Consider the following 13,287-nt stretch of genomic DNA (forward strand, 5'->3'; position numbering starts at 1 on the left):
TTTTGTCGCCTGTCTACCGAGCCAGAAGGCAAGGAGCAAGCATGCGCGCCCTGGGCATTCTTGACAGTCTGCTGCAATCCCAGCGCGGGGAGCTGTTTCCCTGGGTGCCGGTCCTGTTCGGCACCGGGATCGGTTTTTTCTTTTCTCTGCGGTTTGAACCTGTGGCAGTTCACTATTTCGGCCTGGGCGGCGTTGCGCTGGGTGGGGCGCTGCTGTTGCGGCGTGGTGACCGGCAGGACGGGCTGGTGTTTCTAGGCTGGGCGATTGTGACGATCGCGCTCGGCTTTGCGGCCGCCGGGATGCGCGCCCATTCGGTTGCTGCCCCGGTGCTGAGCTTTCGCTATTACGGCCCGGTCGAAGGGCGGGTAATCGCGATAGATCGCTCCGCCCGGGACCGGCTGCGCATCACCCTCGATCAGCCTGTGCTGGACCGTCTGGCGGCTGGGGCCACTCCGGCACGGGTGAGGCTGTCACTGCCGGTCGGGGCCGCGCTGCCGGGTATCGGCGACCGGGTCATGACCACCGCACATCTGATGCCGCCGCAGGGACCGGTGGAGCCCCATGGCTTTGATTTTCGCAGGCACGCCTGGTTTCAGCGCCTGGGGGCTGTTGGCTATACTCGGGTGCCGGTTCTGCGCGTTCAGCCGAGCCGGTCTGATCTGCCCGTACAGCAGCTGAGACAGCGGATTTCCGACCGTATCCGTGACCAGATGCCGAAAGCCACAGGTGGCTTTGCCGCGGCCATCACCACCGGGGATCGCTCTGCCATCCCGCAGGTGGAACTGGAGGCGCTTAGAGCCAGCAACCTTGCACATCTGCTGGCAATTTCAGGGCTGCACATGGGGCTTCTGGCGGGCGTCGTCTTTGGCGGCCTGCGGCTGCTGATGGCGCTGGTTCCGGCCTATGCGCAGCGGGTAAACGCCAAGAAATTGGCCGCGGTTGGTGCGCTTCTTGCGGCGAGCGCCTACCTGCTGCTGTCAGGCATGCAGGTCGCCAGTACCCGTGCCTATGTCATGGTTGCGATGATGCTGGGCGCGGTGCTGCTGGATCGGCGCGCCCTGTCGCTGCGGGCGGTGGCGCTTGCGGCACTGGTGATCCTGGCGATCCGCCCGGAAAGCCTGCTTGGCCCCGGGTTTCAGATGAGTTTTGCGGCGACAACGGCGCTGGTGGTCGTCTTCGGCGCGCTGCGGGATCACGTTGCGCCGGGTGGCGCGCGCTGGCTGCGGATGGTGGGTGGGGTGGTGCTGTCGTCCCTGGTTGCGGGCGTTTCCACGGCCCCCTTTGGGGCGGCGCATTTCAATATGCTGTCTCACTACGGGTTGCTGGCCAATGTTCTGGCGGTGCCGGTTATGGGGCTGCTGGTGGTTCCTGCGGCGGTGCTGGCGCTCTGCCTCGCACCGGTCGGGGCATCCGGTGTCGGGTTGGCGCTGATGGACCTCGGCATCCGCTGGATCCTGTCGGTTGCCAATTGGGTGGCCGGACTGGAGGGCGCGCAGGGGGCGGTCCAGATGCCGCCCGCCGTGGTGTTGCCGCTGGTTGCCCTCGGCGCGCTGCTGCTGGCCCTCTGGCGAGGGCGGCTGCGCTGGGTTGGTCTGCCGGTTCTGCTGACGGCAGCGGGGCTCTGGTACGGACATCCGCGACCCGTGGTCCTGATCGCGCCAAATGGTGGGCTGGTTGGCGTGATGACAGCGCAGGGCCGCGCCTTGTCCCGCGCAAAGGGGCATGGCTATGCGGCCGAGCGATGGGCGGAGAACGACGGCAGCCTGCTAACCCAGGCCGAGCGTGCGCTGCTGTGGCAGCGGATCGCGGTGGCGGCGCCCAGCGTTGCGGGCAAATCGGTGTCGGCGTATCTCGCGATCTCTGATCAGCCGCTGATCCATGTGATTGGCAAGGCGGCCGCAGAAGCGCTGAGCGATTGCTCGGCGGACGCGGTGCTGGTCAGCGCGATCCCACTGTCACCGGTGGGGGGCTGCAGGGTGTTTGATGCTGATAGCCTGCGCACCCTTGGCAGTGTGCAGCTGCAACCGGACGGGCACTGGATCTCGGCGAGCGACGTGGTTGGTGACCGACTGTGGAGCCATACTCCACAGCGCGACAGGTGATAATCCTCGACAGCCTCTTTCAAAGGCGTGTTTCTTGGGGCGGGCCCTCTTCGAGGGCGACCCTCTGGTCAATAGGTGCGGATGAGTCCGACAAGGCGGCCCTGCACCTTTACCTGATCCTGCGGATACTGGCGGGTCTCATAGGCCGGGTTTGCCGCCTCCAGCGCAATGGTGCTGCCTTTGCGGTAGATGCGTTTCAGCGTGGCTTCCTGTCCATCGACCAGCGCAACCACCACATCGCCATTGTCAGCCACGGAGGTTTCGCGGATGACAACGATATCGCCATCATTGATGCCGGCTTCGATCATTGAATCACCACGGACCTCCAGCGCGAAATGCTGCCCCTGGGCTGACAGCATGGAGGCCGGGACCGCGACCTGATGGGAGACCTGGTTAATCGCCTCAATCGGGACGCCGGCGGCGATGCGGCCCATCACGGGCAGCTCCATCGCGGCGATCATTGCCGGGGCGGAGACCTGATTGGCCGGTTCGGATGGCGCTGCCTCTGTCATCTGCTGGGCGCTGCCGAGGCTGTCCGGCAGGCGGATGATCTCGATCGCGCGGGCACGATGTGCGAGGCGGCGGATAAATCCGCGTTCTTCCAAAGCGGTGATCAGCCGGTGGATGCCCGATTTCGAGCGCAGGTCAAGCGCCACCTTCATCTCGTCAAAACTTGGGGGGACGCCATCCTTTTGCAGACGTGTGTTGATGAAATCCAGCAAGTCCAGTTGCTTCTTCGTCAGCATGACATCCCTCTCAGCCGCTCGATGTTTCGCTTTGTTCTACGCATGTTCCCGTTTTGTGTCAACGGCATGTCGCATGAAACCTGTCAAACGCAGCCGAATTGATGCTGAATTGTTGGCAAAGTGAAATCCGCCGGCGTGTATCGCCGTATCCGATCAGATCGGAAGGTAGGCAAGCATCGTGCCCTTGGCGCGGGGCGGATCATTGGCGGGACGGATGGCAAGCGCGTTGGCCTCGGCAAGCAATGTCAGCCGGGCGCTGTCCTGATCGTCAAACACATGCAGCTCCGCTGCGCTGAGCCGCGCCCGCATGTAGTGGGTACGCGGGCCGTTGGCCGGCAGGTCCTGCGCCAGGGGGGCCTCGGCCGGTTGCGGACCATGGGGCGGGAGCCCCTGCATGGCGCGCAGCATCGGTAACAGGAAGACATGGCCGCAAACCATTGCAGACACGGGATTTCCCGGCAGGCCGACCATGGCGGACCGGCCTAGTGTCCCGGCCATCAGCGGCTTTCCCGGGCGCATCGCAACCTTGTAGAAGGCGCGCGCCATGCCTAGGCTTTCGGTTACCCCGGCAACCAGATCATGATCGCCCACCGAGGCACCGCCAATGGTCACGATCAGATCCGCCTCGCGGGCCAGATCCAGGGCCATGCGCAGGCTGCCTTCGGTATCGCGGGCGATTGGCAGAATGCGGACGCGGGCGCCAGCCGCCGTGAGCAGCGCATCGAGGCCAAAGGTGTTGGACGCGATGATCTGGTCGGGGCCGGGCGTATCGCCGGGGAGCACCAGTTCATCGCCGGTCGAGATCAGGGCGACGGTCGGACGTACATGCACCGGCACCTCGGCGATGTTCATCGCGGCCAGCAGCGCGATATCGGCAGACGACAGCAGACGCGGCGCCGTGATCGTGCTGCCGAACTGAAAATCGCCACCCTTGGGACGGATATTGTTGCCGGGCCCCGGATGATCCGAGATCGTGATCAGGGATCCGGTGCGGCTTGTATCCTCTTGGATAACCACAAAATCAGCGCCTTCGGGCACTGGCGCTCCGGTAAAGATACGGACCGCCTGACCGGGGCCGACGCGGCCCTTGAAGCCATGACCGGCGGCGCTTTCTCCGATCACCTTGAACATGGCGTCACGCTCAACCTCGGCGGCCTTTACCGCGTAGCCGTCCATCGCGGAGGCAGCGAAGGGCGGCTGGTCGCGATTGGCCGAGACCGGCGCCGCCAGAACGCGACCGGCTGCGGCGCGCAGCGGCACCGTTTCGACCCGCATCGGGGCCACCAGTTTCAGAACTGTGTCGAGGGCCTCGGATACTGAGATCATCTACGCCTCGTAACGGCCTGATTTTCCGCCGTCTTTCAATGTTACGCGAATGCCGCCGATCTGCATCGCCTTATCCACCGCCTTGGCCATGTCATAGACGGTGAGCGCGGCGGTGGAGACAGCCGTAAGCGCCTCCATCTCGACGCCGGTCTGGCCCGTGGTTTTTACGGTGGCTTCCACGCGCACCCCCGGCAGGTCCGGATCGAGCCACAGTTCGACGGCAACTTTGGTCACCGGGAGCGGGTGGCAGAGCGGGATCAGATCGGGCGTTTTCTTGGCACCCATGATGCCTGCCAGCCGGGCAACGCTCAGAACGTCGCCTTTCTTTGCCCGACCTTCCGAAATGATATCAAAGGTTTCACGCGCCATGCTTATGTGACCTTCGGCGGTGGCGATCCGTGCCGTCACCGCCTTGTCGGAGACGTCGACCATATGGGCATCGCCCTTGCCGTCGAAATGTGTGAGCGCCATCACATGGCCCCCGGCATCAGCGGGTTTGCGAGGATATCACGGGTTGCGGCGGTCACATCCGCCTGGCGCATCAGGCTTTCGCCAATCAGGAAACTGCGGGCGCCGTACCGCGCCATGTCGGAGAGATCCTGGGGCGTCGCAAGACCGCTTTCACAGACGATGGTGCGATCCGCAGGCACCAGCCGCGACAGGGTGCGCGTGGTGTCGAGCGTGGTGTCGAAGGTCTTGAGATTGCGGTTGTTGATGCCGAGGAGCGGCGATTTCAGCTTGCAGGCGCGGTCCAGCTCTTCCTCGTCATGAACCTCAAGCAGCACATCCATATCCCATTCAAAGGCAGCGGCCTCCAGTTCGGCGGCCTGCATGTCGGAGACGGAAGCGAGGATGATCAGGATGCAATCGGCGCCAAGGGCACGGGCCTCGGCCACCTGATAGGTATCATACATGAAGTCCTTGCGCAGCACCGGCAGGGCGCAGGCATTGCGGGCCGCTGGCAAAAACGGCTTTGCCCCCTGAAAACTGGGTGTGTCAGTCAGCACGGACAGGCAAGTTGCGCCGCCGTCCTCATAGGCTTTGGCGAGGGTTGCGGGATCGAAGTCTTCGCGGATCAAGCCTTTGGAGGGGCTGGCTTTTTTGATCTCGGCGATCAGCCCGTAACCCTGACGGCCGGCCGCCATCAACGCCTTGGCAAAGCCGCGCACCGGATCGGCTTCACGGGCCTCGGCCTCGACCGTCTCAAGCGGTTTGGCGGCCTTGTCGGCGGCGACCTCTTCCAGCTTGTAGGCCTTGATCTTGTCCAGCACAGTTTCAGTCATCTTGACGCCTCCGGTCACGCGTTCCAATCAATCTGCGGCTGCCCGCGTTGGGCCAGCCAGCTGTTCACCGCCGAAAACGGGCGCGATCCGAAAAAGCCGCGGCGCGCCGAGAGGGGTGAAGGATGGGCCGTCCTCAGAATAAGGTGATCGCCCGGTTGAATATGTTTTTCAAGCCCTTGGGCCTGTTTACCCCATAATATGTAGGCCGTCGGGCGCTGACTGCTCCGGGCCAGCACCTGATCGGCCAGCGCCTGCCAGCCCAGATGCTTGTGGCCGTTGGCCTCACCTGCGGGCACGCTGAGCACGGTATTGAGCAGCAAGACACCCTGACGGGCCCAACCGCGCAGGTCGCCATTGGGTTTCTCAACACCAAGGTCAGCACTTAACTCCTTGAAAATATTGTTCAAGGAGCGCGGTAAGGGGCAGACATCCGGCTCCACCGAGAAGGCCAGACCATGAGCATGACCCGGCGTCGGATAGGGATCCTGACCGAGGATGACAACGCGGGTGCGGTCGGGCGGCGTCAGTTCCAGCGCCGCCAGCCGCTGCGCCACGGGCGGCAGGATCTGACGTGGGTCATCCGCCACCGCCTTGGCGATGCTTGCATAATCATTGGCAAAAAACGGCAGGTCACCCCAGCCACCCGGAACGGGGAGGTCTGGGGTCATTTGCTGTCAGCAGCTGCTGTGGTGATCCGCGCGACGGCTTCAATCTTGCCCCGTGCGGCGCCGCTGTCGATGCTGCTGCGCGCCATCTCGACGCCGGTTCTGAGATCATCCGCGGCGCCTGCCACCAGCAGGGCGGCGGCAGAGTTCAACAACACCGCGTCCCGGTAGGCGGATGCTTCGCCTGACAACAGCGCCTCAAACGCCTTTGCGTTGTCTTCGGGTGTGCCGCCGACGATTGCCTCAAACGGATGAACCGGCAGGCCTGCGTCCTCGGGGTGGATCTCCATTTCGGTGACATTGCCACCTGGGTTCAGTGCCGCAACCCAGCTGACGCCGGTGATGGTCAGCTCATCGGTGCCGTCGGAGCCGTGCACCAGCCAGGCCTGTTCGGATCCCAGCTGCCCGAGGGTTTCGGCCATCGGGCGGATCAGATCGCGGCTGAAGGCGCCGGTGAGCTGACGTTTGACACCGGCCGGGTTGGTAAGCGGGCCGAGAATGTTGAAGATCGTGCGCGTGCCCAGCTCCTGCCGGGTGGGCATGACATGGGCGATGGCCGGATGATGCATCGGCGCCATCATGAAGCAGATGCCTGCTTCGCGCAGCGCCTGTTCGGCCACTTTCGGGCCGACCATGACATTGATGCCCATCTGGCCAAGCGCATCCGCAGCGCCGGATTTTGACGACAGGTTGCGATTGCCATGTTTCGCGACAACGGTTCCGGCACCGGCGACGACAAAGGCGGTGGCGGTGGAGATATTGAGCGTTCCCTTGCCGTCACCGCCGGTGCCGACAATGTCCATCGCGCCCGCAGGTGCCACCACGGGATTGCATTTGGCGCGCATGACGGCGGCGGCGGCGGCGTATTCATCGACCGTCTCGCCACGGGTGCGCAAGGCCATCAGCAGGCCGCCCATCTGGCTGGGCGTGGCATTGCCTTCGAACAGATGGGTAAAGGCGGCCTCTGCTTCGGCCCGGCTGAGAGGGCGATCCGCAGCGGCGTCGATCAGCGGCTTCATCTGATTGCTCATGCGGGCACCTTCATCACGTCGAGGAAATTCTTGAGCAGCGCATGGCCGTGTTCGGAGGCGATGGATTCCGGGTGGAACTGGACGCCGTGGATCGGCAGAGTCTTGTGCTGTAGCCCCATGATGGTGCCATCTTCCAGCTCTGCGGTGATCTCCAGACTGTCCGGCAGGCTGTCGCGCTCCACCACCAGCGAATGATAGCGTGTCGCCTCAAAGGGGGAGGGCAGACCGGCAAATAGTCCGGTGTTGTTGTGGTGCATGGTGCCCATCTTGCCGTGAACGATGTCCTTGCAGCGCACGACCTTGCCGCCAAAGGCCTGACCGATGGTCTGGTGGCCAAGGCAGACGCCCATCAGCGGGGTCCTGGTCTCGGCGGCGGCTTCGGTCAGGGCCAGGCAAATACCGGCCTGATCGGGGTCGCAGGGTCCCGGCGACAACAGGATGCCGGCGGGGTTCATTGCCATCGCATCCTGTACGTTCAGCGCATCATTGCGATGGACCTGCACATCAGCGCCCAATTCGCCCAGATAATGCACGAGGTTGTAGGTAAAGGAGTCGTAGTTGTCGATCAGCAGCAGCATAGTCGCGGGGCTCGTTTAAGGGCTGGCGGGCCGGGGCCGCGCCGCAGTATAGTGGTCGCGACATACATGTTCAGGGTTGCGCGGCAGCGTCAAGTGCACATCACCAGCGGCGGCCAGGCCAATCGTGCCACGGCGTGTTGGGGCGGCTTGACCGACAGAATGCGACCGGTTCCAGAAGGCAACGAGAGGCAGGACAGAGATGCGAGGGTTTCTTGGAGGCGTGAGTTTCGGGGCCTTGGTGGCCGCAGGCGGCGCCGTGGTGTGGTCGCTGTCGGTGCCGTTGCCCAAATCGGTCGAGGTCAGCGTGGCTGAACCGGCGCGCAGCGTCGTGCAGGCTCCGGCGGCGGAAACGCCGGTTGACGGTGGCGGCACCGATCCAGATCTGGTGGAGGCACCGCCCGCCGCATTGGATCCGCAGGTCGTGGGCGATGATCTGGCGGCGCTGGCCGATGCCGATACGGGTCCGGCGGAACGTCCTGAGGTTGGCACCGAACTGGTGAGCGGCACCCGTGCTGCTCCGGGCGGTGTCGGCGCGCCTGCCATTGATGTCGGGCGCGATGCGCCTGTTACCCCAGTTGAGGCCCTGCCGGCCCCCAATGCGCCCAGCCAGGAGCAGAGGCTTGTCGTGGTGTCGGATCCGGCGCAGCCGCCGGTGCCTGCGGCAGCAAGCGAAGCCCCAGCCCGGCTGGCCTCCACCCCGGATCAGGGCACTGAGGCCAATCCGGGTGGCGACAGCCGAACCGCGGCAACAGCTGCACCCAGCGACGAGGAGCCAAGCGGCAGCGCAGCCGCCAGCCGTCTGCCGGTGCCGAATATTACAACCGGTGATCCGGTGCTGAGCAGCCCAGCCACGGGCGGGGCGTCAGGTCCGGCGCTTGGGGCAGCCCCCGGGCCGACACCGACACCTGTGCTGCCGGCGCCCGGCCGCGCCGGACCAGCGCAGGTGGGCACTCAGCCAGCGGCCAGTGATGCCCAGGCCAAGCCTTCGCAGCCAGAAAGCGTCGGCCAGCCAGAAAATGCCGGAACCGGGTCAGCAGCATCGACGGCGCCAGCGACGCGGCGGATTGCGGATCTGCCGACCACGAATTCCGCGCCGGAACCATCCGCTTCAGCCTCTGAGAGTGCTGGCCGTCCGCAGATCGGCACGCCGGTGCGCCCGCTGACCGAACGCGATGACGCCAAGGCCCCTGCCGCTGGCAGCCAGATTGCGACGCCATCCGCCGGGGTGCCGTTTGAGCAGAATGCCCAGCCCTTTACCCCGGAGGACGGGCGCGCGCTGATGTCGATTGTCCTGATTGACGATGCGGAGGCCATTGGCGCCGAAGCCTTGCAGGATTTCCCCTATCCGCTGACCTTTGCGCTGGATCCCGAAGATCCCGAGGCCGCAGCCAAGATGGCCCGCCATCGCGCGGCTGGTTTCGAGGTCATGGTGGTGGCGGATTTGCCGCGCGATGCGGGGCCACAGGATGCCGAAACAGCCTTGCAGGTCTGGCTGGAAACCCTGCCGGAGGCTGTCGCCGTGCTGGAAGGGGTCGAGACCGGGTTTCAGGGCAACCGCCCGCTGGCCGATCAGATGGCCACGGCGCTTGGCGCGATGGGCTACGGGATGGTGACGCAGGATGCCGGTCTGAATACCGTGCAGAAACTGGCGCTGCGTGAGGGGGTGCCGGCCGGTGTGGTCTTCCGTGATTTCGATGGCGCCGGACAGGATCCCCGGGCCATTCGCCGGTTCCTGGATCAGGCTGCCTTCCGCGCCGGGCAGGAAGGTGCGGTGATCATGCTGGGGCGGGTACAGCCGGATACGATTTCGGCGCTGTTGATCTGGGGGCTTCAGGATCGTGCCAACCGGGTGGCGCTGGCGCCGGTGTCGGCCTCTCTGCGGGCGCAGGTGCAGGCCGAGTGATCGGCGCGCCGGGCTGAGCCCGCGTAAAAAAGGCGCCCCTCTGAACGAGGGACGCCTTTTTTGCCTTCGGCGAGAGTATTTTGGGAAAGATGACAGGCGGTCGAGATGCCGCGCGCATGAGATGCCGGGCGCGCAGACACTCGGGGGCTGCGGTTCTGTCCGGGGCTAGCCGTTGCCATTGCCGGTAAAGCGGGCCGCATCTGCGGCGGCACGGCGGATCGCGTTGGATTTATGGACGGTCTCCATATATTCCGCCTCCGGGTCGCTGTCATAGACAACGCCGCCGCCGGCCTGGATGTAAAGGGTCTGGTCCTTGACGATGGCGGTGCGCAGCGCGATGCACATGTCCATGTCGCCGCCGGCCGAGAAATAGCCAACACCGCCGCCGTAGATGCCGCGTTTTTCCGGCTCCAGCTCGTCGATGATTTCCATCGCACGCACCTTTGGCGCGCCGGAGACGGTGCCAGCAGGCATGCCGGCAAAGAAGGCATCCAGCGCGTCCTTGTCCTCCGCCAGCTCGCCCACGACGTTGGAGACGATGTGCATCACGTGGCTGTAGCGTTCGATGATGAATTTTTCGGTGGGGCGCACGGTGCCGATCTTCGCCACCCGGCCGGTGTCGTTGCGCCCGAGGTCCAGCAGCATCAGGTGCTCTGCCAGCTCTTTCTTGTCGGCCAGTAGATCCAGTTCCAGCGCCTTGTCTTCCTCGGGCGTGGCGCCGCGCGGGCGGGTGCCTGCGATCGGCCGGATGGTGACCTCCTGCCCGAAGACGCGCACCAGGATTTCGGGGCTGGCACCGACCACCTGGAAGCCGCCGAAGTTGAAGTAGAACATGAAGGGCGAGGGGTTGGTGCGGCGCAGGGAGCGGTAAAGCGCGAAAGGCGGCTGCGGGAAGGCCTGTGTCCAGCGCTGTGCCGGCACCACCTGGAAGATGTCACCGGCGCGGATGTAGTCCTTGGCCTTCTCCACCGCGGCCATATAGCCCTCTTTGGTGAAATTACTCACCGGGGGCGCAACCTCGTCGGCGTCGCCAAGGTCGCGGCTTTCGGCGGGCATGGCACGTTCCAGATCGCGCACCGCGTCCATCACCCGCTCGGCAGCCTGGGCATAGGCGGCCTTGGCCGACTGGCCTTCGCTGGCCCATGCGGGGGAGACCACTGTGACCTCGCCCTTGACCCCGTCGAGCACGGCGATCACCGAGGGGCGCAGCATCAGCGCATCGGGGAGGCCAAGCGGATCCGGGTTCACGTTCGGCAGATGTTCGACCAGCCGGATCATGTCATAGCCGAGATAGCCAAAAAGACCGGCCGCCGCCTGCGGCAGATCATCGGGCAGCTCGATCCTGCTTTCGGCGATCAGCGCCCGCAGGTTGTCCATCGGGTTGCCGTCCTGAGCGGTGAAATCATCCGCATCAAACCGCGCCGAGCGGTTCAGGGCCGAGCGCTCCCCGTGGCAACGCCAGACCAGATCCGGTTTCATGCCGATGATCGAATAGCGCCCACGCACCTCACCGCCGGTGACGGATTCCAGCATGAAGGCATCTTTCTGGGCGCCTGTCAGCTTCAGCATCAGCGACACCGGCGTGTCGAGGTCGGCGGCAAGCCGGGTGTAGACAACTTGGTTTTCACCGGCCTCATAGGCTTTGGCAAAGGTCTCGAAATCGGGGGTCAGGGCCATCTGGATCTGCCTTGATTACTGGAAGTTGGCCTGCACGGCATTGAGCGCCTGCGGGTCGATGCGCGGCGCGGCGCGGGTCTGGGCGTCCTGCACGAAGGCTTCGAACAGGGCCTGAGCAAGCGCCTGATCCAGCTGGGTGCCCATCGCCTCGGCCAGCGCAGCCATCTCAGGTGTGTCGGCCACCGGCAGGGTTTCGGTGAGGCGCACAACAACAGTGGCGCTTTCGTCGCTGACCACGGCGACCTCGCCTTCGGCCAGATCAAAGACTCGGGCCATCAGCGACTGCGGGGCTGCGTCGATATAGGCGGCGCGGGTGAGGCCGGTTTCGGATGTAAGCTCAACGCCCTCGGGCAGCGCATCGCCGCTCTTCAGCAGGTCTGCCAGACGCTCGGCTTCGGCGACGGTGGCATCCTGAAGGCGCTGCTCCTGCCACGCGGCGCGCAGTTTGTCCTGAGCTTCTGCAAAGGGTTCGGGGCGTGGCTCAAGCTGTTCATCCAGGCGGATGGCAAAGAGGCTGCCATCTTCGAGGAAGTCGACCTCGGGGAAATCTTCGGTGCTGACAGCGGCAGCGGCGGTGCGGAACCCGTCATAGGCGGCGATGCCATCGGTGCTGCCGTTGTGCCAGTCGATCTTGCCCAGCTCCATGCCGGGTTCGTTGACCAGCTCTTCCAGCGTGGCACCACCGGCGAGCATGTCGTTGATGTCCTCGGCGCGGGTTTCGATCAGGCGGCGGGCGCGGTCGGTTGCCAGCTCGGCGCGCAGCTCGTCCTTGACATCATCAAGGCTGGTCACGCGTGCCTCAAGACGGCCATTGACGCGGAACAGGGCCGGGCCGAGATCGCTGTCGAGCGGGCCAACCACATCGCCGACCTGCGCGGCAAAGACGTCCTGTCCGGCGCCGCCGAGGTCGCCCATGGTCACATCGCCCAGATCCACGTCCTGCAGGCTGAGACCGCGATCGGCGACCAATGCTTCAAAGGTGCTGCCATTGATGTCGAGCTGCGCCTTGGCGCTGGCGGCCGCTTCGGTGTTGGCAAAGACCAGACGTTCCACCAGACGGCGCTCGGGCACCTGATATTCATCGCTGCGCTCGTTGAACAGCTGTTCCAGCGCGGCGGCGTCGATCTCGATTTCGTCAACCAGCGCATCGGGGCGCAGGGCGGCGTAGGTGATGACCTTGGTGCGGGGCAGGGTGAAGCGGTCGATATGCGCCTCATAGAAGCTGCGCAGCTCTTCTTCGCTGGGGTCGACGGCCGTCAGGGCGAGGCTGTCGGGGCTGACCGGCAGCCAGTCAAAGCTGCGACGGGCACCGACATAGCTGGTGAGCGTGTCGCGCAGCGTGTCGGGCATTTCGGTGCCTGCCATGATGGCACCCTGCACCAGGGTGCGGGCGGATTCGCGACGCAGGTCGGCCTCGAAGGCGGCTTCGCTCAGGCCGATATTGTCCAGCGCATATTGATAGGTGTCGCGATTGAAGGCGCCGCTGCCGTCCTGGAACGCCGGGATCCGGCTGATTTCGTCGAACAGGTTCTGATCGCCGATGGACAGGCCCAGATTGCTGCTTTCCTGATCGAGTGCGGCGATGGCGATCAACCGTCCCAGTACCACGCGATCAAGACCAAGCGCTGTCATCTGCGCGATAGGAATGCGCTGGCCGGTCTGGGCCTCCAGCGCGCGCTGTTCGCGCTGCAATTCGCGGGCGTAGTCATCGACCGAGACCTCCTGATCTCCGACCACCGCAACCGAGTTCACCGATCCGGTGAAATTGACCGCACCAAAGCCGGCGAGGCCGATGATCAGCATCCCCATCAGGATCCAGACAAATGTATTTGATAGTTTTTTCATGCCTGCAGCCATGATGTCCTCGTATTGCCGGTCGCCGGACTGCACGGGGCAGCCGGGAATGCTGAAATGTCGAGGCTCTGAATACGCTGCCACCTTGAAAGGGGCAAGGGACGACTGATCTGTGCCTGCGT

The 13,287-nt window shown here is 64.8% G+C and carries 11 protein-coding genes; 2 read left to right on the plus strand and 9 right to left on the minus strand.

Annotation, left to right across the window (positions count from 1 at the left end; translation table 11 throughout):
- Positions 1 to 41 precede the first annotated feature (41 nt).
- Entirely contained in the window at positions 42 to 2,102 is a 2,061-nt protein-coding gene (locus VWZ87_RS05305) for a ComEC/Rec2 family competence protein (protein WP_416534865.1), read from the plus strand.
- A 68-nt stretch (positions 2,103 to 2,170) separates the two neighbouring features.
- On the opposite strand, the gene lexA is transcribed toward VWZ87_RS05305, so the two are convergent.
- The 7 genes from lexA to VWZ87_RS05340 all read right to left on the minus strand — a co-directional run bounded on the left by lexA (position 2,171) and on the right by VWZ87_RS05340 (position 7,731).
- On the minus strand, positions 2,171 to 2,848 hold the full coding sequence (lexA, locus tag VWZ87_RS05310; RefSeq protein WP_340545697.1) for a transcriptional repressor LexA: 678 nt from the start codon (positions 2,846 to 2,848) through the stop codon (positions 2,171 to 2,173).
- Between the two features lie 153 nt (positions 2,849 to 3,001).
- The gene (gene glp, locus VWZ87_RS05315) at positions 3,002 to 4,174 is read right to left on the minus strand and encodes a gephyrin-like molybdotransferase Glp (RefSeq protein WP_416534866.1); all 1,173 of its coding nucleotides are present in this window, start codon (positions 4,172 to 4,174) and stop codon (positions 3,002 to 3,004) included.
- Complete coding sequence (gene moaC, locus VWZ87_RS05320; protein WP_416534867.1) at positions 4,175 to 4,645, minus strand: cyclic pyranopterin monophosphate synthase MoaC; 471 nt, start codon at positions 4,643 to 4,645, stop codon at positions 4,175 to 4,177.
- Positions 4,645 to 5,457, minus strand: a complete 813-nt coding sequence (gene trpC / locus VWZ87_RS05325; protein ID WP_416534868.1) for an indole-3-glycerol phosphate synthase TrpC — start codon at positions 5,455 to 5,457, stop codon at positions 4,645 to 4,647. The genes moaC and trpC overlap by 1 nt, the downstream gene beginning before the upstream one ends.
- Before the next feature lie 14 nt (positions 5,458 to 5,471).
- Positions 5,472 to 6,125 (minus strand): uracil-DNA glycosylase, encoded by a 654-nt coding sequence (locus VWZ87_RS05330; protein WP_416534869.1) that lies wholly within the window; start codon positions 6,123 to 6,125, stop codon positions 5,472 to 5,474.
- Positions 6,122 to 7,153: an anthranilate phosphoribosyltransferase gene (trpD, locus tag VWZ87_RS05335; protein WP_340545692.1), complete on the minus strand. Its 1,032-nt coding sequence runs from the start codon at positions 7,151 to 7,153 to the stop codon at positions 6,122 to 6,124. The genes VWZ87_RS05330 and trpD overlap by 4 nt, the downstream gene beginning before the upstream one ends.
- Positions 7,150 to 7,731: an anthranilate synthase component II gene (locus tag VWZ87_RS05340; RefSeq protein WP_416534870.1), complete on the minus strand. Its 582-nt coding sequence runs from the start codon at positions 7,729 to 7,731 to the stop codon at positions 7,150 to 7,152. The genes trpD and VWZ87_RS05340 overlap by 4 nt, the downstream gene beginning before the upstream one ends.
- A 199-nt stretch (positions 7,732 to 7,930) precedes the next feature.
- On the opposite strand from VWZ87_RS05340, the gene VWZ87_RS05345 reads away from it, so the two are divergent.
- Positions 7,931 to 9,634 (plus strand): divergent polysaccharide deacetylase family protein, encoded by a 1,704-nt coding sequence (locus tag VWZ87_RS05345; RefSeq protein ID WP_416534871.1) that lies wholly within the window; start codon positions 7,931 to 7,933, stop codon positions 9,632 to 9,634.
- A 165-nt stretch (positions 9,635 to 9,799) separates the two neighbouring features.
- Here VWZ87_RS05345 and trpE read toward each other — a convergent pair whose 3' ends face one another.
- Both trpE and VWZ87_RS05355 read right to left on the minus strand, forming a co-directional pair.
- Complete coding sequence (trpE, locus tag VWZ87_RS05350; protein ID WP_416534872.1) at positions 9,800 to 11,311, minus strand: anthranilate synthase component I; 1,512 nt, start codon at positions 11,309 to 11,311, stop codon at positions 9,800 to 9,802.
- Positions 11,312 to 11,326: 15 nt separating this feature from the next.
- On the minus strand, positions 11,327 to 13,168 hold the full coding sequence (locus VWZ87_RS05355) for a SurA N-terminal domain-containing protein (protein ID WP_416534873.1): 1,842 nt from the start codon (positions 13,166 to 13,168) through the stop codon (positions 11,327 to 11,329).
- Between the last annotated feature and the right edge of the window lie 119 nt (positions 13,169 to 13,287).

It is taken from the genome of Phaeobacter sp. JH20_37 (genome assembly GCF_048056015.1).
GTDB lineage: Bacteria > Pseudomonadota > Alphaproteobacteria > Rhodobacterales > Rhodobacteraceae > Phaeobacter > Phaeobacter bryozoorum.

Bases quoted from the DNA above. Each gene is read 5' to 3' on its own strand.
- trpE (WP_416534872.1), bottom strand. From the start codon at position 11,311: ATGGCCCTGACCCCCGATTTCGAGACCTTTGCCAAAGCCTATGAGGCC.
- VWZ87_RS05345 (WP_416534871.1), top strand. From the start codon at position 7,931: ATGCGAGGGTTTCTTGGAGGCGTGAGTTTCGGGGCCTTGGTGGCCGCA.
- VWZ87_RS05355 (WP_416534873.1), bottom strand. From the start codon at position 13,168: ATGGCTGCAGGCATGAAAAAACTATCAAATACATTTGTCTGGATCCTG.
- VWZ87_RS05305 (WP_416534865.1), top strand. From the start codon at position 42: ATGCGCGCCCTGGGCATTCTTGACAGTCTGCTGCAATCCCAGCGCGGG.
- trpD (WP_340545692.1), bottom strand. From the start codon at position 7,153: ATGAGCAATCAGATGAAGCCGCTGATCGACGCCGCTGCGGATCGCCCT.
- lexA (WP_340545697.1), bottom strand. From the start codon at position 2,848: ATGCTGACGAAGAAGCAACTGGACTTGCTGGATTTCATCAACACACGT.
- VWZ87_RS05340 (WP_416534870.1), bottom strand. From the start codon at position 7,731: ATGCTGCTGCTGATCGACAACTACGACTCCTTTACCTACAACCTCGTG.
- VWZ87_RS05330 (WP_416534869.1), bottom strand. From the start codon at position 6,125: ATGACCCCAGACCTCCCCGTTCCGGGTGGCTGGGGTGACCTGCCGTTT.
- moaC (WP_416534867.1), bottom strand. From the start codon at position 4,645: ATGGCGCTCACACATTTCGACGGCAAGGGCGATGCCCATATGGTCGAC.
- glp (WP_416534866.1), bottom strand. From the start codon at position 4,174: ATGATCTCAGTATCCGAGGCCCTCGACACAGTTCTGAAACTGGTGGCC.
- trpC (WP_416534868.1), bottom strand. From the start codon at position 5,457: ATGACTGAAACTGTGCTGGACAAGATCAAGGCCTACAAGCTGGAAGAG.